Below are 17044 nucleotides of genomic sequence, written 5' to 3'. Positions count from 1 at the left end.
CATCTTTATCCGCCCAAACGATTCCGTTTGAGCGGTTGATGCTCTCAACGCCGCAAGGCGGCCGCTTCAGCAGGGCGGCTGGGCCCAAATGCCGCGGGCCGTTGCACGCGCCGCCGCTTCGATCGGGATCAGGCTTGGCAGAGCTTGCTCATCGACGGTGGCCCAACCGGCGGCCACCAGAGAGGCATTGATCTCAACCCCCCCGGCCCGGCAGCTGCCCAGCGCCCGGCCGAAGCGGTCCTGGCCCTGGATGCGGCATTCCACCGCGCGGTCACGCACCAGGGAGGCCAGTTCATTGGCCGCCATCCGGCCCCAATCAGCGCCCACAGCACAGAATTGCCGGCGCGCAGGCGCAGCCACGCCGTAAAGGCGCAGCACCCTCTCCCCCAGCAGCAGCGTCTCGCCATCCACCACCCGCACCTCGGCCGGCAGCGCGCGCCAATCCTGCGCTTGCGGTGCCGAACCCAGAAGATCTGCCGGCCGCAACACCGCAGCCAGCACAGCGATCATCCCGAGCGAGGCGAGGATCGCCACGGCCCTGCCCATGCGCTTTTTGTCACGAGCGGGCTTGAAAATGCGTCGGGTTTGCATGCCGAGCAATCTAGACCGGGCAAAAACCTCCTGGCAAGGTGGGTTATTACAAAATATTTCTGTGACGTGATATCGCAGCGGCTTAACGGCGCTGCTTCAACCATCCTGCCAAAAGCGCTTGGCCGCCTGCCAGCCGGCCCAGGCCTCCAGCGCCATATCGCGGCTGCCGGCAGCGCCGGCCAGGGCAAAACCCTCCGCCACGCCCAGGGTCCAGCCGGTGATGCGCAGGCCACGGACCAATTCGCGCGCCACCTCGGCGTCATTGGCCAGGCCCAGCGCCTCTTGCAGCGCCATCAGGCGCTTGAGGTAGCGCCGCGCGTGATGGCCCGGCCAAAGTGGTACCAGCAATTCGGCGGCGTAGCGCAGGCGCTTGGCGTCCAGGCGCAGCGCATGAAGTTCTGCCGGCGGAAGTAGCTCGATCATCGCCCCGGCACGCTTCAGCCGGCGGTGGCGCCGGGCCAGCACATGGGCGGCGAAGCCCATAAGGTCATCCTGCGGCGGCACCGCCTCCAGCGCCTCGATCAGGCCGAAACCCATCCAGATGGTGGCGCGAAACTCGGTGCCGGTGAGCAGGGCGGGCAGCGGCTTATAGGCATCGAGCCGGGCGCGGCGGGCGGCGGCGATCAAGGGCCGCAGGCGTTTGTCATCGGGCAGGGCGGCCTGCAGGCGCAGCGCCATGCCGCCCAGGAAAACATCAAGGTCACGCGCCGGCCCCAGCGCCGTGGCCAGGGCCTTGAGCCGGGCATCAAAGGCCCCCAAGGCACCGGGGGGCAGATGCGCCATCACCGCAGGGTAGAACATTTTCAGCACCGAACGCATCCGCCGGATCGCCACGCGGGACTGGTGCACCCCCAGCGGCGGGGCATCGGCACGGCATTGCGGGGCGTGGCGCATGAGCCCGGCCAGCCCCTCACGCAGGGCGAGGGCGAGGGCAGGGGGCGTTGATGCCTGCCCCGCCAGGCCCGGCGAGGCTGGCTTGCGCCCCCCCGCCAGCACAAGGGCGGCATCCTCCAAGCTGGTGGTGGCGGGCAGCAGCGGCAGGCTCGTGGCCAAGGCCCCGCCCAGCGCCGCCGCCCCCGGCCCCTCGATCATCAGCCGGGCGAAACCCTGTTCGAGCGGGCCGGCCTGCAGACTGCCCTGGATCAGGGTGATGGACAGCGCCGCCTCGGGCGCGCTGAGGCGGCGTTGCCGGCCCACCAGATGGTCGCTCTCCAGCAACTGCCATTTGGCGCGCGAGGGCCCATGCCCCCGCAGCGCCGGATGGCGCAGGAGCCGGTCGATCAGCGGGGTGGGTATCTCGATATCCACTGCACTTATTTCCATGCTGTAATGCAAGCGCCGGTCAGGCCGGGCCTTCTTCCGCCTCGCGCAGCATATCCCCCCCAGGCAGGTCCCGCGGTGCGATGAAGGCCATCAAGCGGCCGCCGCCATCGGTCAGGTCATGCCAGGGCTTGGCGATCGTGAATTCGGTGAGCGCGCCGGTGGGGTAGCCCTCCTGCAGCCGGAAGAGCATGGGGGTGGGGCCGGTGCCCGGGGTCAGCAAATTCAGCGCCAATTCGTGCAGGCCGGGGTTGTGCCCGATCAGCAGCACCGAGCGCACCGTATCGGGCACCTTGTTCAGCGCCCCCAGCAGCCCCTCCCAGGGTGCGAGGTAGAGCGCATCGCTGATGGTGATGATGGGGCTGCCTTCGAGCGGTTTGAGTGCCTCGAGGGTTTGCAGGGTGCGGCGGGCGGAGCTGACCAGCACCAGATCCGGCGTGAGCCCCAGATGCTGCATTTCCGCCGCCATCAGCCGGGCCGCAGCGCGGCCGCGACCATTCAGCGGCCGGGCATGATCGGCAAGGGCCGGGTCATCCCAGGCGGATTTGGCATGGCGGAGGAGAAGGAGTTGGCGCATTGCTGGGCGTATCATGGCATGGACGGTGCTGGCTTGTCATTGCCGGCAGCGGCCCGATATGCGCCGACGGACGAAAAGGAGTTCTTATGCAGGGCAGGGTGGCTATTCTGGGGGCGACGGGGGGCATTGGTGCCGCCCTGGCAAGGCGGGTGGCCGCACGCGGCGCCACGCCGCTGCTTTTGGCGCGTGACCCCGCGAGGCTCGCGGCGCTGGCGGCCGAATTGCCCGGGGCCGAGAGCCAGGTGGTGGATGTGACCGATAGCGCGGCACTCAAATCCGCCCTGGCGGGCCCATTGAGCGGCCTCGCCTTTTGCGTCGGCTCGATCATCCTCAAACCCTTCGCCCGCACCAGCGAGGCGGATTTTCTCGACGCTTTTCGCCTCAACACCCTGGCCGCCGCCATGGCGGTGCAGGCGGCAGCACCCGAGCTGGCACGCGCGCAGGGTTCGGTCGTGCTGTTCAGCAGCGTCGCCGCCCGGGCGGGTTTTGCCATGCATGCCGCCATCGGCGCCGCCAAGGCGGCGGTGGAGGGGCTGAGCGTGGCGCTCGCGGCTGAGCTCGCACCCGCGGTGCGGGTGAATTGCATCGCCCCCAGCCTCACCCGCACCCGCATTGCCGAACCGCTGACCAAAAATCCCGCCATGGCCGAGGCGATTGCCAAGCTCCACCCCATCCCGCGCCTGGGCGAGGCGGATGAGGTGGCGGCGCTGGCCGAATTCCTGCTCGGGCCCGATGCAGGCTGGATCACCGGGCAGATCATGGCGGTGGATGGCGGAAGGTCGAGCCTGCGCGGTAAGGGTGGCTGATGCACCCCAGACGCCTGCTGCCCAAGCTCTTTGCCCCTACGCTTACGGCCCTTCTGCCGGGCACCGCCCGGGCGCAGCAGCCCAGAAGCGGGCGCGGTGAAGTGCCGGCCATCCCCCAGGCGGTGCCGCCCATGCGGGCAGATTATCGCTGGCGGGTGATGCGCAATGGCAGCGAGATTGGCAGCCACAGCGTCACTTTCAGCCAGCGCGGGGCCGAGCTTATTGCCATCTCCGACGTGTCAATCATGCCAAAATTGCTGGGCGTCGTCGTGTATCGGTTTGAGCATCGCTATACCGAGGTGACGCGGGCGGGCGGCTTTGTCGCGGTGCAATCGCGGCAGAACCGCAATGGCAGCATTGTTGAGGTCAGCGCCGAGGCCGCCCCCGGCAGGGTCGCCATTCGCGGGCCGGAAGGCGCGCTGAACCTGCCGGCCAATGCCGCGCCGCTCTCCTGGTGGGAGCCGCAGCGCTTTGGCGGTGCGGTGCCGATTTTTGGCACCACCACCGGCCGGCTGATGGATTTGCGCTGGAGCCGCCTGGCTCTGCCCGGTGGCGGGGTGCAATGGCGCTGCCAGGGCGAGGTGGATGCCACCTTGGCCTATGATATGCATGGCCAATGGGTGGCCTATAGCGTGATCGGCGATGATGGCTCTACGGTGAGCTACACAGCCTCATGAGCGGCATGTTGCGGGTGGTGCTGGGCGACCAATTGTCCCGCAGCCTCTCGGCCCTTGATGGGCTTGATGCGGCGCAGGACACCGTGCTGCTGATGGAGGTGATGGGCGAATGCGAATACGTGCCGCATCACCCGCAGAAAATTGCCCTGGTGCTCTCGGCGATGCGGCATTTCTCGGCCGCACTGGCAGCGCGGGGGGTGGCCGTGCGCCATATCCGGCTCGATGACCCTGACAATACCGGCACGCTGACCGGCGAGGTTCTGCGCGCTGTGGCGGCGCTTCGGCCGAGCGGCGTGGTGGCGACGGAGCCTGGTGAATATCGCGTGGCGCAGGCCATGGCGGGGTGGGAGGCCGCTTTGGGCCTGCCGGTGGAAATCCGCGCCGATGATCGCTTCTTCTGTTCGCTGCCCTGGTTCCGGCAATGGGCGAGCGGGCGGAAGCAATTGCGCATGGAATTCTTCTACCGCGAGATGCGCCGCGCCACCTCCCTGCTGATGGAGGCGGACCAGCCCGCCGGCGGGCAATGGAATTTCGATGCCGAGAACCGCCAGCGCCTGCCCAAGGGCCTCAACCCGCCAAAACCGCTGCAATTCACCCCCGATGCCATCACAACCGAGGTGATGGCCCTGGTGGCGGAGCGCTTCGGGGGGAATTTCGGCCGGCTGGAGGGCTTCAACTGGCCGGTGACGGCGGCCGAGGCGGCTTTGGCCCTGGCCGATTTCATCACCCATCGCCTGCCGCTCTTTGGCGATTATCAGGATGCCATGGCCGAGGGGCAGGATACGCTGTTCCATGCCCTGCTTTCCACCAGCCTCAATCTGGGGCTGCTGCTGCCGGCGCAGGTCTGCGAAGCGGCCGAGGCAGCCTGGCGGGAGGGCCGCGCGCCGCTCAATGCGGTGGAGGGGTTTATTCGGCAAATCCTCGGCTGGCGGGAATATGTGCGCGGCCTCTATTGGCTGAAAATGCCGGGCTATGCGGCGTTGAACGCGCTGGGCGCGAGCCGGCCATTGCCCGCGATGTATTGGGGTGCGCCCACCTCCATGGCCTGCATGCGCGCGGCGATCGGCCAGACCGAGCGGCTGGCCTATGCCCATCATATCCAGCGGCTGATGGTGACGGGGAATTTCGCCCTCCTCGCCGGGGTGGCGCCGGAGGCGATCAATCGCTGGTACCTCGCCGTCTATGCCGATGCGTTTGAATGGGTGGAATTGCCCAATACCCATGGCATGGCGATTTGGGCCGATGGCGGCATCATGGCCTCCAAGCCCTATGCGGCGAGCGGGGCCTATATCAACCGGATGGGCGATCATTGCCGGGGCTGCGAGCATGATGTGAAGGCGGCGACGGGGCCGAAGGCCTGCCCGTTCAATTTTCTCTATTGGGATTTTATGGCGCGGCATGCCGAGAGTTTTGCCACCAATCCGCGCATGGCCATGCCGCTGAACACGCTACGCAAGATGGAGCCGGCGCGGGTGGCGGCGATGCGGGCGGAGGCTGCGGGGTTTTTGGCGCGGTTGGCGTGAAGCCTGGGCCGGGAGGCGGCAGGCTCTACTCGGCGCTCAGCTCCGCCATTTCCGGCACCACCGTTGTATCCAGAAGCTGCCACACCCCACCGCGCAGCACCTCAGCTGGGCGGAACGCCGCCTTATAGGCCATTTTGCGCGATTGCGGCACCCAATAGCCCAGATAGACATAGGGCTGGCCGCTGCGCTGCGCCTCCTCCACCAGCCAAAGAATGGCCAGCGTGCCCAGCCCCGCCATCTCCGGCGCATAAAAACTATAGACGGCCGAAAGCCCGTCATTGAGCCAATCCGTCAGGCAGGCGCCCAGCAGCGTGCCATCGGGGCTGCGGAATTCGACGATGCCGGTGGAGATCGGCGTATCCTCCACCATGGCGCGGTAATCATAAAAGCCCATCGCCGCCATATCGCCATCCTGGTGGCGGCGCTGCTGGTAGCGCTGGAACAGCGAAAATTGCTCGGCCGAGGCGCGCGCCGGCATGCGATGCGCACTCACCCCCGCCAGCGCCTTCAGCAGCTTGCGATGGGTCCGCCCGGGGCGGAATGCATCGGCCAGAATGCGGATGGGGATGCAGGATTGGCAGGCGGGGCAGACCGGCGAATAGGCGATATTGTGGCTGCGCCGAAACCCCGCGCGCGAGAGCCTGTCATGCAATGAATCGGCACTCGCGCCGGATAATTCCGTGACGATTTTCCGTTCCATCCGCCCAGGCAGATAGGGGCACGGCAGCGGCGCCGTGGTGTAGAAGAATTGCGGCCGGCGGGTGCGGTGCATGGTCATGATGTCTGTGGCAGCATCGCGGCAGCGGCGGTGGAAATCAAGCCGCGATGGAGATGCCCTATGGATCAGCCAACCGTTCTTTTCACCCGCGAGGGCCCGCTTGCCCGCCTCACCCTCAATCGGCCGGCCAGGCGCAATGCCATAGGCGGGGGCATGGGCGAGGCGCTGGATGCCGCACTCGCCGCGCTGGCCGAGGATCGCTCGGTGCGCGTCGTGCTGCTCTCAGGGGCGGGCGGGCATTTCTGCGCCGGGCTGGATCTGACCGAGGTGGCGGCGGGCGATACGCCCGAGCAGCGCCTGGCCGCGCAACAGGCGCGCAACCGCAGCATCGGTGCCCGCTTCGAGGCCATCAGCCGCCTGCCCCAGGTGGTGGTGGCCGCCATTGAGGGCGCCGCCCATGCCGGTGGCCTGGGCTTTGTCTGCGCGGCGGATATCGCCTTTGCTTCCGCCGATGCGCGCTTCTGCGCCCCTGAAGTCCGCCGCGGACTGGTGCCGGCGCAGATTCTGCCCTGGTTGGTGCGCCGGATGGGCCGCCCGCAGGCCACCCGCATGGTGCTGGAGGGTAGGGTGCTGGATGCCGAGGAAGCGCGGCAGATCGGCCTGCTGCACGGCATGGCGGCGGATAAGCCCGGGCTGGACGCCATGGTGGCGCAATGCATCGGCCTGATTGCCGAGGCCGGGCCGCAGGCGCTGGCGGAGACCAAGGCGCTACTCGCCGCCCTCGGCCCCGTGGCGCCGGCAGGCTATGCCGAGGCGGGGGCGCGCAGCTTTGGCCGCACCGCGGCGAGCGATGAGGCGATGGAGGGCATCGCCGCCTTCCGCGAGAAGCGCAAACCGGCCTGGGCGCTCTGAGGCAAACTTTTGCCCGGGGGGCGCGTTGCTGTGGGGTATCCAGGAAGGACCTCACCATGCGCCTGCTTCGCACCAGCCTCTTCGCTCTCCCCGCCCTGATGATGGCCTGCGCCAGCGAGCCGCCACCGCCAGCCCCGGTGCCGGCGCCGCTGATCGCGCCCACCCCCGCCCCCTCGGCGATCAATGCAGCCCCGCCGGGGCTGGATGGGAGATGGAGCGGGCGGGCAGAATTGGCAGCAGGGCAGGGCCGTGAATGCCGCACGCGAAGCCTGCCGGCGGCGATGACGGTCAATGGCGGCCGCGCAGCACTCACTTTTCGTCGTGGCGATACGCTGGAGGGCACCATCACCACCGATGGCATGGTGCGCTTTGCCGATGGCACCATGGCGGCGAATGGCACCTTTCAGGGCCGGCGCATGAGCGGTGAGGCCAGCCGGCAGGGCTGCAGCTATAATTTAAGCCTCACGAAACGCTGAAGCCTCACTTGGAATTAAAGCCCATTTTTAAAAATGGGAATATATCGCGCGGCCTGGCAGAAGCGGGCGAGCGCGCAGCGTCGTCCAGGCCGATAAAGGCTTCACAGCCCCGACAGCTTGGCGGCGCGCCAGGCGGCCTCCATCTCGGCCAATGTCGCATCCGCCGGCGCCTGGCCCTGGGCGGCCAGCGCCGCCTCCACGAATTCGAACCGCCTGGTGAATTTGCGGTTGGCGGCCTGCAGCGTGGTCTCGGGGTTCAGGCCAAGTTTGCGGGCGAGATTGGCCAGCACGAAGAGAAGATCACCCAGTTCATCGGCCAGGCGCGCGGGCTCAGCGGCGGCCAGCTCTGCGCGCAATTCGGCGGCTTCCTCCTCCAACTTATCGAGCACGCTCGCGGCATCGGGCCAATCGAAACCCACGCGCGCTGCGCGTTTGGTGAGTTTTTCGGCGCGTGTGAGGGCGGGCAGGGCGCTGGGCACCCCGGCCAGCGTGCCGGTTTCGGCCCGGGCGGCGCGTTCTTGGGCCTTTTGCGCCTCCCAGGCGGCGGTTTGCGCGCCGGCATCGCGCGCAGCGGCATCGCCAAACACATGCGGGTGGCGGCGGATCATCTTCTGGGAAATCGCCTCGGCCACATCCTGAAAGCCGAACCAGCCGCGCTCCTGCGCCATTTGCGCGTGATAGACCACCTGGAAGAGCAAATCGCCCAACTCATCCTTCAATTGCGCCGGCTCTGGACCGGCGGCGATGGCATCTGAGACCTCATAGGCTTCTTCAATGGTGTAGGGCGCGATTGAGGCGAAATCCTGCACCTGGTCCCATGGGCAGCCTGTGGCTGGGGCACGCAGCGCGGCCATGATGGTGAGCAATTGGTCGATCGGCGTCTGTGTCATGCCCGCTGATAGCATGGCCTGGGCTGGCAGGCGCGGTGTGCCCGACAAAACCGAGATTTCCACAGGCCAAGTTATCGCATAAGATATATTATGGACAATTTTGTCCTGTGGATATGGTGGGGAAAACTCCGGGGGATACTTGGGACAAGTTTTGGCCCGGCATGGCATGGCGCCATATTGGACATGATCTTGGGGATAATGATGGATTTGGCGGTTGGCCGGTTCAGCCCAACCGGTTCAGCCCAGGCTGAGTTCCATGCCATCAAAGCCGGGCTCAAAACCCGGCGGCAATTCGGCCTTGAGGCTGGCGAAATCCAGCCTGTTGCTCATATGCGTGAGCACAGTGCGCCGCGCGCCAATCCGCGCCGACCATTCCATCACCAAGGCCAGATGCGCATGCACGTGATGCGGCTCATGCTGGAAGCAGCCCACCACCCAAGCCTCCACCCCCTGCAAGGCGGCCAGGCTCGCCTCAGGCAGGCGCACCACATCGGTGCAATAGGCAAAGCCGCCAATGCGCAGGCCCAGCGTGCGCATCACCGCATGGTCCTGTTCAATCAACTCCAGCTTGAGCGGGCCGATCTGCAGCCGGCTGCCGGGTTCGGCCACCAAGGGCAGCAAGGCCGGGCGGTAAAACCCCCGGGTGGGCGCCAGGAAGGCATAACCAAAGCGCTGGGTCAGATCGGCCAGGGTCTCTGCCATCGCATGCACCGCAAGCGCTTGGCCGGTGGCGCGATTGACCGCGCGCAATTCATCAAGGCCCATCACATGATCGGCATGGGCGTGGGTGATCAGCACGGCATCAAGCCGGGCCACCCGGGCAGCCAGAAGCTGGGCGCGGATATCGGGGCCGGGGTCGATCAGCAATCGCGTGCCATCCGCGGCTTCGATCAGCGCGGCGGTGCGGGTGCGGCGGTTGCGTGGCTCGGCGGGGTCACAAGCGCCCCAATCGCCGGCCTCGTCATCACCGCCGATATTGGGCACGCCGGGCGATGGGCCGGTGCCCAGGAGGCGAACCCGCAGCCTCATGCCGCTTTGGCGTAAAGCCGATGGAAATTCTCGGTGGTGATGCGCGCCATCTCGGCCTCGGCCACGCCCTTCACCTCGGCCAGCACCCTCGCCGTGTGCACGGTATAGGCCGGCTCACAGCGCTTGCCGCGCAGGGGCACGGGCGCGAGGAAGGGGCTGTCAGTCTCCACCAGCAGCCGATCCAGCGGCACATCCCGGGCGATGGCGCGGTTCTCTTCGCTTTTGGGAAAGGTAACAATCCCGGAGAAGGAGAGGTAGCCGCCCATGGCGAGGGCTGCCTCGGCCAGGCCGCGGCCCGAGGAAAAGCAATGCAGCAAAAAGGCAAAGGAGCCCCCTGCCCTTTGCTCTTCCGCCAAGATCCTGGCGACATCCTCATCGGCGTCGCGGGCATGGATGCATAGCGGCAGGCCGGCCTCACGCGCGGCACGGATATGGCGGCGGAAACTCTCCTGCTGCACATCGCGCGGGGCTTTGTCGTAGAAATAATCCAACCCACTCTCGCCAATGCCGATCACCCGCGGATGGTCGGCGGTGGCGACGATATCGGCAACGGAGGGGATGTCGTTCTCACCCGATTGCTGCGGATGAACGCCCACCGTGCACCAGACCTGAGAGAAGCGCTCGGCAATGGCCTTTTGCACCGGCGCCTGGTGCAGGCGGGTGCCGATGGTGACCATGCGGGCCACGCCAGCGCGCTCGGCCCGGGTGACAATCTCAGCCTGATCCTCGGCGGAGAAATGGTCGAGATGGCAATGGCTGTCGATGATCATGCCGGCAAATCCAGCTTGCGGAAGAGTGGTGCCGGCGGTGGCAGCGCGAGGCCACCGGGCAGCGGTGTGGCCAGCGCGGCGAGGTTTCGCGCATCCTCGGGCACGCCGAGTTGGTCGAGCATCGCCGCCATGGTGGTGGGCATGAAGGGGGTGAGCAGCGTGGCGATCACCCGCAGCGCGTCATGCAGGCCCCGCAGCACGGCGACGCCGCGCGCCGGGTCGGTCTTTTTCAGCGCCCAGGGGGCTTGTTCGGTGATGTGGACATTGGCGGCACGAATGGCGGCGAAAATCGCCTCCAACGCCGCATGGAATTGCTGCAATTCCAGATGATTGCCGACCGTTGTTGCCAGGTTTGCGATGTGTTCGGCCCATAGCGCATCGGGCGCGCCGGGCTCGGGTAGCCGCGCCTCACAATTGCGCTGGATGAGGCTCAGGGTGCGATTGGCTAGATTGCCCAGGCTATCGGCCAATTCCGAATTCAGCCGCTGGATCAGCGCGCGGCGGGAGAAATCGCCATCCTGGCCAAAGGGCACCTCGCGCAGCAGGAAAAACCGCACCGCATCGAGGCCGAATTCCTCAACCAATTTCACAGGATCGATGGCGTTGCCAAGGGATTTACTCATTTTTTGGCCTTCGATCGTCCACCAGCCATGGGCGAAAACCCGGCGCGGCGGGGCCAAATCGGCGGCCATCAGAAAGGCCGGCCAATAGATCGCGTGAAACCGCAGGATATCCTTGCCGACCATATGCACACCAGCCGGCCAGAATTTTGGAATATCAGCGGGATAGCCAAGGGCCGTGATGTAATTTGTGAGCGCATCGAGCCAAACATACATCACATGCGCCGCATCGCCGGGCACCGGCACGCCCCAGGAAAAGCTGGTGCGCGAAATGCTCAGATCCTGCAGGCCGGATTTGACGAAACTCATCACCTCATTGCGGCGGCTGGCCGGCAGGATGAAATCCGGATGCGTTTCATAAAAATTCAGTAGCTTATCGCCCCAGGCTGAGAGACGAAAGAAATAGGAAGGTTCCTTCACCCAGGCCACCGGCGCGCCGCTCGGGGCATATTTCACCCCATCGCGCTCGGTCAATTCATCCTCGCCGTAAAAGGCCTCGTCGCGCACCGCGTACCAGCCCTCGTAATGGCCGAGATAAATATGGCCATTGGCCTCCAGCTTGCGCCACAGCGCCTGGCAGGCCTCGTAATGCCGGGGCTCGGTGGTGCGAATAAAGCCGTCATTGGAGACGCCCATGGTCACGGTGAGGTCGCGAAACGCCTGGGAGACCTGGTCGCAAAAGGCTCGCGGCGCCATGGCGGCATCGGCCGCGGCTTTTTCCACCTTCTGGCCGTGTTCATCCGTGCCGGTGAGGAAATACACCTCCTCCCCCGCCATGCGATGCCAGCGCGCCAGCACATCCACGGCGAGCGTGGTATAGGCATGGCCGACATGGGGTTTGTCGTTCACGTAATAGATGGGCGTGGTGAAATAGCGGGGCATGGAAGGGATATGCCGCGTGAAGCGCGCCGGCGCTACCCTGCGGTGGCGTTCAGCGCAGCCAGCCCAGCGCCACCAGCACCGCCTGCTTGCGGTCCAGGCTGAGTTTCTCCGCCGCGGCCGCATGGGTGCCCAGCCGGCCCCAAATCTCACCCCATTCGGCGATGGGCCGGCTGCCCAGCCAGGAGGGCGCCGCCCCGCCCAGCGCCGCCTGCCGAACACCCGCCGCCAACGCCGCCCGCAGCAGGGCAAAAAACGTGACCATGGGCCCCACATCGCGCCCTGCCACGGCCTCGGCCAGGGCCAGGGCGCGGCTGCCGGCAACGCCGCCCAGCGCCTCCTCGGCCAGGCGGGCCATGGCCAGGCCCTCGCCTTCGGCCAGGGCCAGGGCGCGGCCGGGCGCGCCGCCCGAGAGGCGCGCCAGCATCGCCCGGTCCGCCCCTGCCATATCGGGCATGGCGGCGGCCAGCCACCCGGCCATCACCGGCTCGGCCAGGGGCTGCAACTCCAAGCGGCGGACGCGGCTGCGGATGGTGGGCAAAAGCCGCCCCGGCGCCGAGCAGGCCAGCAGCAGGACCGCCCGCGCCGGCGGCTCCTCAAGGGTTTTCAGGATGGCGTTCTGCCCGGCCGCATCCATGGTCTCGGGCTCATCGAGCACAACCACGCGAAACCCGCCCTCGGCCGGGGTCAGGCTCATGAAGCCGCGCAGGCCCCGCACCTCATCCACCCGAATCATCTGCCGCTTGCCCTTCTCACCGGTATTGGGTGAGAGCGCCAGGAGATCAGCATGGCCGCCCGAGGCCACGCGGCGAAACACCGGGTTGGATTCTGCCACAAACAGCCCTGGGCCGTCCTCCATCCCCGCCAAGAGCCAGCGGGCGAAGCGAAAGGCCAGCGTCGCCTTGCCAATGCCCGGCGGGCCGGTGAGCAGCCAGGCATGATGCAGCCGCCCAGCACGCGCGGCCGCCGCCAGCGCCGCCTCGGCCGCCTCATGGCCAATCAGGGCGGGGTTTTCGCGCGGGGCGAGGGTGCTCACGCCGGCAATCCAGCGAAGATCGCCGCCGTCACCCCATCCAGCGGCGCGGTGGCGTCGATCACCCGAAAACGCGCAGGCTCTGCCGCCGCCTGGTGCAAAAACGCCTGGCGGATGCGGCCATGGAAGTCCAGGCCGAGGGTCTCATAGCGGTTGGTATCGCCGCGCAGGGCCGCGCGCGCCAGCCCCGCCTCGGGCGGCAGGTCGAGCAGGAATGTCCGGTCAGGCCAGACACCATCAAGGGTGAGTTCCACCAGGCCCTGCCACATCGCCCGCGCACCGCCCTGCCCGGCCACCTGATAGGCCAAGCTGCTATCGGCAAAACGGTCACACACCACCACGGCACCCGCGGCCAAAGCGGGGCGTATGGCACGGGTCACATGCTCACGCCGGGCGGCGAAATGCAGCAGCATCTCGGCCCCCCCCTCCCAGCCGCGTGAGAGCAGCAGCCCCCGCAGCGCCTCGCCCCCGGCCGTGCCGCCGGGCTCACGAGTCAGAAAGACCGGCCGGCCCAGCGCGGCATAATGGGCGGCAATCCGCCGGGCCTGGGTGGATTTACCCGCCCCCTCGCCGCCTTCGAGGGTGATAAACACGCCTCAACCCCGCCCGAGCAGCCGCCCCATCACCGCGGGAATGCGCTGCAACAGGGCCAGACGCTCGACATCAGCGCCGGCATAGAGCGGCAGATCCATCGGCGGCACGCCGCTGCCGGAAATCTCCAGCCGGCCCAATTCCTGCCCACGGCTCACCGGCGCTTCGAGCGGCGCATCATAGCGCAGCCTCGCCCGCATGGATTGGCGCCAGCTGCGCGGCAGGGTGGCCACCACATCGCGCCCGCCCACCAGCGGCACGGAGGGCGATGCACCCAGATGCACCGGCACACGCTCGATCTCATCGGCGGCGCGGAACAGCACGACATTCTCGAAATTGCCGAAACCCCATTCCAGCAGGCGGACATTCTCCTCCGCCCGCGACGCCATGCTGGGCAGGCCATTGGTAACGATGATCAGCCGCCGCTCGCCCTGCTTCACCGTGCCGGTGAGGCCATAGCCCGCCTCCTCAGTATGGCCGGTCTTCATGCCATCGGCGCCGTTCATCCGGGCCAGCAGCGGGTTGCGGTTTTCCTGGCTGACATTGTTCCAGCGGAAATTGCGCTCGCCATAAAACCGATAATATTCCGGGAAGTCACGAATGACGCGCCCGGCGAGATGGGCCAGGTCGCGGCAGGTCATCCGGTGCTCGGGGTCAGGCCAGCCGGTGGCGTTGCGGAAATTGGAGTTGGTGAGGCCGATCTCGCGCGCCTTTTGGTTCATCATCTCAGCGAATTGCCGCTCGCTGCCGGCAATACCCTCGGCCAGCACGATGCAGGCATCATTGCCGGATTGGATGATCACCCCGCGGCAGAGCGCCTCCACCGGCACCTGGGAGCCGAGTTCGAGAAACATCCGGCTGCCGCCCATCCGCCAGGCGGCCTCGCTGACGGTGAAGGTCTGATCGAGGCGCAGCCGGCCCTGCTTCAACTGATCGAACACCATATACATGGTCATCAGCTTGGACATCGAAGAGGGCGGCATGCGCTCATCCGCCGCCTTTTCCAACAGCACCGCACCGGTCTCAAAATCAGTAATAATGGCCTGGCGCGCGGCGGTATCGATGGGCCCCAGCGGGCTGGAGGCGGGCGAACCCGGCGGGCGCGGCTGCGGTCGATTGGCCGGGCGGGCGGCGCCTGGGTTGGGGCGCTGCGGCTGGGCCTGCACGGGGGGCGCCAGCAGCAATGCCGGAGCGGCAAGAAGGGCGCGGCGGGATTCGGGATGCTTGACCATGGCTTGGCTTACGCTCGTGGCGGTTGCCGCTCAAGCCGATTAGAGCCGGTTCCCTTCGCCTCGGCTCACTGCACAGGCTCTTGGCTTTTGTATGGTGGTTCTGTTTATCCGCTCGAAACATTTTATCTGATCGGATTAACGAATAGCGAGCTTAAATAAGATCGAGGGGCTTTGCCCCTCGAGCACCCCAGCAGGAAACTTAGTTTCCTGCACCTTCGTTTAATTTGCAGCTTTAATTATAACATATTCAATATGATTGTTTAATTTTATTATAAAAAATACAACTCAATTTATATGAAGAAAAATACTTCAATTTTAAGAGAAAAAATTAATCAAAGGTCCAGGAAAATCGTCGACATACATGTCGACCCTGGTGGGTGAGTGCGAAAGGGCAAAGCCCTTTCGCTCTTTTTTACACCGCCACCAGGGTTTTTCAGCCGCCTACTAACGCCGGCTATTCAACCACGATCCGCAATTCGGGGAACCCTGCGGCGCGGGCGCGCTGCAGCGCCGCATCCGCCTCTGCCACGCTCACAAAAGGCCCCGCGCGGACGCGAAATTCCTGTTGGCGGGAGCGTGGCCCCACCGGCTCGGCCCGCGCCCCGATCCGCCCCGCCTGGCGCTGCGCCAGCGCATAGGTGAAATAGCTGCCGGCATCGAGAAACAGCCGCCCGGGCATGGCCAGCCCCTGGCGCAATTCCTCAGCCAGGAGCAGCGGCGGCAGGCTCACAGTATTGGCTTGCGTGACCTCGGCCAAAGCGGCGCGGCCGGGGGTAGCGCGCACCGCCCCCGCCCTGGCCCCTTCGGGCGGTGCCAGGCTCTCACGCTCCACCCGGCCCACCGGCGCAGCATTCATCACCAGCGTCGGGCTATTGCTGGCCGCCCCGCCCGAAAGCCCTTCAGCCAATGCGCGCGAGGGTTCGGCCTGCACCTCAAGCCGGGCCTGAAAAACCGCCCCTGGTGCCACCCCCAGCAATTCGCCGGCGCGGCGGGAGACACCAACCATGCGCCCGGCCTGCTCCGGCCCGCGATCATTGACCCGCAGGCTCAGTGCGCGGCCATTTTCCAAATTGGTCAGGGTGATAATGGCCGGCAATTGCAGGCTGCGATGGGTGGCCAGCATGGCAGAAGCCTCCCATACCTCGCCATTGCCGGTGCGGCGGGGGCCTGCAGCCTCCACCACCACCCCCAAGCCGCTTTCCACCAGGGAAAACGCCTCACGCGGGTAGGACCAAAAGCCACCCATCTGATAGGGCTGGCCGACCTCATAGCGCGGCTCGGGCTGGATGGGCGGGCCTATCGTGCAGCCGGCAAGCGCCAATAACAGGCAAAGAGCAAGCCTCATGCCGTCACACGATCGCCCAGCATCCCCACGGTCAGCGCATAGAAATTGGACGGATTATAACGGCGGATGGCGTGGAAATTCGGCAGCGCCATGAAGGCTTGAAAACCCCGCTCCTGATTGGCCGGCAGGATGATACCGCCCTGCCCCGCACCCAATGGCCCCCCATCGGCCCGACGCACGCCCATCCGCGCCCATTGGTCGAGACCCGGCCATTCCGTCGCTGGCCGCGGGCGGGAGGGCTCGGCGAGTGCGCGGTCGAAACCAGCGGGCAGCACCACCTCAAAGCCCCAGGCCTCGCCCTCGCGCCAGCCATTGCGGGCGAGGTAATTGCCAATGCTGCCCAGCGCATCGGCCCGATTGTCCCAGATGTCGCGCCTGCCATCACCATCGAAATCCATCGCCAGGCGTTCGAAGCTGCTGGGCATGAATTGCGGCTGGCCCATCGCGCCGGCATGGCTGCCCTTCATGCGCTCTGGCGCAATATGGCCGGCATCAAGGATGCGCAGCGCGGCCAGCAATTCGGCCCGGAAGAAGGCCGCGCGGCGGCCCTCCCAGGCCAGCGTCGCCAAGGCCTCAACCACGCTGAAATTGCCGCAGAAGCCGCCGTAATTGGTCTCCAGCCCCCAAATCCCCATGACCACCCGGGCCGAGACGCGGGTGCGCGCCTGCACCTGGGCCAGCAAGCCACGATTCTCGGCATAGGCGCGCCGGCCGGCATCAATCCGCGCGGCGCTGAGCCGGCCATCGCGATAGGCCTCCCAGGAGATGGTGAATTCCGCCTGGCGGCGATCCAGTTCCAGCACCCGCTCATTTGGGCGGATACCTGCAAAGGCGCGGTTCAGCGTGGCGGTGGAAACGCCAGCCCCCTGCGCCTCACGCCGGATTCCGGCCAGAAAGGCTTCAAAACTCCCCGAGGCCTGGGCAAAACCCACAGACGGCAGGGCCGACAGCGCCGCGACTCGGGCGGCCAGGGAACGGCGCATCAACATAGTTCTCTGCCTGCCATGGCGCCCAATGCGATGCAATCAAAGCTTGGGCCATGGATTGGCCAAAAG

At 66.6% G+C, this 17044-nt stretch carries 18 protein-coding genes; 5 read left to right on the top strand and 13 right to left on the bottom strand.

The window, feature by feature from the left end; translation table 11 throughout:
- Positions 1–66 precede the first annotated feature (66 nt).
- The 3 genes from ABWP84_RS05610 to ABWP84_RS05600 form a co-directional block, all read right to left on the bottom strand.
- Entirely contained in the window at positions 67–546 is a 480-nt protein-coding gene (locus ABWP84_RS05610; RefSeq protein WP_353211021.1) for a thermonuclease family protein, read from the bottom strand.
- 141 nt (positions 547–687) lie between these two features.
- A complete protein-coding gene (locus ABWP84_RS05605) occupies positions 688–1914 on the bottom strand; it encodes a CHAD domain-containing protein (RefSeq protein WP_353211020.1) in 1227 nt (408 codons plus the stop codon).
- A gap of 19 nt (positions 1915–1933) precedes the next feature.
- Positions 1934–2488, bottom strand: coding sequence for a histidine phosphatase family protein (locus tag ABWP84_RS05600; protein ID WP_353211019.1), 555 nt, complete (start codon positions 2486–2488; stop codon positions 1934–1936).
- An 86-nt stretch (positions 2489–2574) separates the two neighbouring features.
- Here ABWP84_RS05600 and ABWP84_RS05595 point away from each other — a divergent pair, with 86 nt between their 5' ends.
- The 3 genes from ABWP84_RS05595 to ABWP84_RS05585 are packed head-to-tail and all read left to right on the top strand — an operon-like array spanning position 2575 to position 5494.
- Positions 2575–3294 (top strand): SDR family oxidoreductase, encoded by a 720-nt coding sequence (locus tag ABWP84_RS05595; protein ID WP_353211018.1) that lies wholly within the window; start codon positions 2575–2577, stop codon positions 3292–3294.
- Positions 3294–3971: a DUF6134 family protein gene (locus ABWP84_RS05590; protein WP_353211017.1), complete on the top strand. Its 678-nt coding sequence runs from the start codon at positions 3294–3296 to the stop codon at positions 3969–3971. Before ABWP84_RS05595 ends, ABWP84_RS05590 begins: the two co-directional genes overlap by 1 nt.
- Positions 3968–5494, top strand: a complete 1527-nt coding sequence (locus ABWP84_RS05585) for a cryptochrome/photolyase family protein (RefSeq protein ID WP_353211016.1) — start codon at positions 3968–3970, stop codon at positions 5492–5494. Before ABWP84_RS05590 ends, ABWP84_RS05585 begins: the two co-directional genes overlap by 4 nt.
- 25 nt (positions 5495–5519) lie before the next feature.
- Here the strand turns inward: ABWP84_RS05585 and ABWP84_RS05580 are convergent, their stop codons facing one another.
- Positions 5520–6272 carry an arginyltransferase gene (locus ABWP84_RS05580; protein WP_353211015.1) on the bottom strand — a complete coding sequence of 251 codons (753 nt, stop codon included), beginning with the start codon at positions 6270–6272 and terminating at the stop codon, positions 5520–5522.
- Positions 6273–6332: 60 nt separating this feature from the next.
- On the opposite strand from ABWP84_RS05580, the gene ABWP84_RS05575 reads away from it, so the two are divergent.
- Positions 6333–7124, top strand: a complete 792-nt coding sequence (locus ABWP84_RS05575) for an enoyl-CoA hydratase-related protein (protein ID WP_353211014.1) — start codon at positions 6333–6335, stop codon at positions 7122–7124.
- Positions 7125–7180: 56 nt separating this feature from the next.
- The gene (locus ABWP84_RS05570; RefSeq protein ID WP_353211013.1) at positions 7181–7600 is read left to right on the top strand and encodes a hypothetical protein; all 420 of its coding nucleotides are present in this window, start codon (positions 7181–7183) and stop codon (positions 7598–7600) included.
- Positions 7601–7701: 101 nt separating this feature from the next.
- Here the strand turns inward: ABWP84_RS05570 and mazG are convergent, their stop codons facing one another.
- The 9 genes from mazG to ABWP84_RS05525 form a co-directional block, all read right to left on the bottom strand.
- Positions 7702–8490, bottom strand: coding sequence for a nucleoside triphosphate pyrophosphohydrolase (mazG, locus tag ABWP84_RS05565; protein WP_353211012.1), 789 nt, complete (start codon positions 8488–8490; stop codon positions 7702–7704).
- A 237-nt stretch (positions 8491–8727) separates the two neighbouring features.
- A complete protein-coding gene (locus ABWP84_RS05560) occupies positions 8728–9519 on the bottom strand; it encodes an MBL fold metallo-hydrolase (RefSeq protein ID WP_353211011.1) in 792 nt (263 codons plus the stop codon).
- On the bottom strand, positions 9516–10289 hold the full coding sequence (locus ABWP84_RS05555) for a TatD family hydrolase (RefSeq protein ID WP_353211010.1): 774 nt from the start codon (positions 10287–10289) through the stop codon (positions 9516–9518). The genes ABWP84_RS05560 and ABWP84_RS05555 overlap by 4 nt, the downstream gene beginning before the upstream one ends.
- The gene (gene metG / locus ABWP84_RS05550) at positions 10286–11791 is read right to left on the bottom strand and encodes a methionine--tRNA ligase (RefSeq protein WP_353211009.1); all 1506 of its coding nucleotides are present in this window, start codon (positions 11789–11791) and stop codon (positions 10286–10288) included. The genes ABWP84_RS05555 and metG overlap by 4 nt, the downstream gene beginning before the upstream one ends.
- A gap of 49 nt (positions 11792–11840) precedes the next feature.
- On the bottom strand, positions 11841–12824 hold the full coding sequence (locus ABWP84_RS05545) for a DNA polymerase III subunit delta' (protein WP_353211008.1): 984 nt from the start codon (positions 12822–12824) through the stop codon (positions 11841–11843).
- Positions 12821–13414 carry a dTMP kinase gene (tmk, locus tag ABWP84_RS05540; protein WP_353211007.1) on the bottom strand — a complete coding sequence of 198 codons (594 nt, stop codon included), beginning with the start codon at positions 13412–13414 and terminating at the stop codon, positions 12821–12823. The genes ABWP84_RS05545 and tmk overlap by 4 nt, the downstream gene beginning before the upstream one ends.
- Before the next feature lie 3 nt (positions 13415–13417).
- Entirely contained in the window at positions 13418–14644 is a 1227-nt protein-coding gene (locus tag ABWP84_RS05535; RefSeq protein WP_353211006.1) for a D-alanyl-D-alanine carboxypeptidase family protein, read from the bottom strand.
- 454 nt (positions 14645–15098) lie between these two features.
- Positions 15099–15989 carry an SPOR domain-containing protein gene (locus tag ABWP84_RS05530; protein ID WP_353211005.1) on the bottom strand — a complete coding sequence of 297 codons (891 nt, stop codon included), beginning with the start codon at positions 15987–15989 and terminating at the stop codon, positions 15099–15101.
- Positions 15986–16972, bottom strand: a complete 987-nt coding sequence (locus ABWP84_RS05525; RefSeq protein ID WP_353211004.1) for a lytic murein transglycosylase — start codon at positions 16970–16972, stop codon at positions 15986–15988. Before ABWP84_RS05525 ends, ABWP84_RS05530 begins: the two co-directional genes overlap by 4 nt.
- Between the last annotated feature and the right edge of the window lie 72 nt (positions 16973–17044).

It is taken from the genome of Rhodovarius sp., assembly GCF_040399605.1.
Lineage (GTDB): Bacteria > Pseudomonadota > Alphaproteobacteria > Acetobacterales > Acetobacteraceae > Rhodovarius > Rhodovarius crocodyli_A.
Note: the sequence above shows the minus strand (reverse complement) of the source record. Positions and strands in the feature narration are given on the sequence as shown.

What these genes read in the sequence shown, in the direction of transcription:
- ABWP84_RS05610 (WP_353211021.1), bottom strand. Translation starts at nt 546, where the DNA reads ATGGGCAGGGCCGTGGCGATCCTCGCCTCGCTCGGGATGATCGCTGTG.
- ABWP84_RS05605 (WP_353211020.1), bottom strand. Translation starts at nt 1,914, where the DNA reads ATGGAAATAAGTGCAGTGGATATCGAGATACCCACCCCGCTGATCGAC.
- ABWP84_RS05600 (WP_353211019.1), bottom strand. Translation starts at nt 2,488, where the DNA reads ATGCGCCAACTCCTTCTCCTCCGCCATGCCAAATCCGCCTGGGATGAC.
- ABWP84_RS05595 (WP_353211018.1), top strand. Translation starts at nt 2,575, where the DNA reads ATGCAGGGCAGGGTGGCTATTCTGGGGGCGACGGGGGGCATTGGTGCC.
- ABWP84_RS05590 (WP_353211017.1), top strand. Translation starts at nt 3,294, where the DNA reads ATGCACCCCAGACGCCTGCTGCCCAAGCTCTTTGCCCCTACGCTTACG.
- ABWP84_RS05585 (WP_353211016.1), top strand. Translation starts at nt 3,968, where the DNA reads ATGAGCGGCATGTTGCGGGTGGTGCTGGGCGACCAATTGTCCCGCAGC.
- ABWP84_RS05580 (WP_353211015.1), bottom strand. Translation starts at nt 6,272, where the DNA reads ATGACCATGCACCGCACCCGCCGGCCGCAATTCTTCTACACCACGGCG.
- ABWP84_RS05575 (WP_353211014.1), top strand. Translation starts at nt 6,333, where the DNA reads ATGGATCAGCCAACCGTTCTTTTCACCCGCGAGGGCCCGCTTGCCCGC.
- ABWP84_RS05570 (WP_353211013.1), top strand. Translation starts at nt 7,181, where the DNA reads ATGCGCCTGCTTCGCACCAGCCTCTTCGCTCTCCCCGCCCTGATGATG.
- mazG (WP_353211012.1), bottom strand. Translation starts at nt 8,490, where the DNA reads ATGACACAGACGCCGATCGACCAATTGCTCACCATCATGGCCGCGCTG.
- ABWP84_RS05560 (WP_353211011.1), bottom strand. Translation starts at nt 9,519, where the DNA reads ATGAGGCTGCGGGTTCGCCTCCTGGGCACCGGCCCATCGCCCGGCGTG.
- ABWP84_RS05555 (WP_353211010.1), bottom strand. Translation starts at nt 10,289, where the DNA reads ATGATCATCGACAGCCATTGCCATCTCGACCATTTCTCCGCCGAGGAT.
- metG (WP_353211009.1), bottom strand. Translation starts at nt 11,791, where the DNA reads ATGCCCCGCTATTTCACCACGCCCATCTATTACGTGAACGACAAACCC.
- ABWP84_RS05535 (WP_353211006.1), bottom strand. Translation starts at nt 14,644, where the DNA reads ATGGTCAAGCATCCCGAATCCCGCCGCGCCCTTCTTGCCGCTCCGGCA.
- ABWP84_RS05530 (WP_353211005.1), bottom strand. Translation starts at nt 15,989, where the DNA reads ATGAGGCTTGCTCTTTGCCTGTTATTGGCGCTTGCCGGCTGCACGATA.
- ABWP84_RS05525 (WP_353211004.1), bottom strand. Translation starts at nt 16,972, where the DNA reads ATGCGCCGTTCCCTGGCCGCCCGAGTCGCGGCGCTGTCGGCCCTGCCG.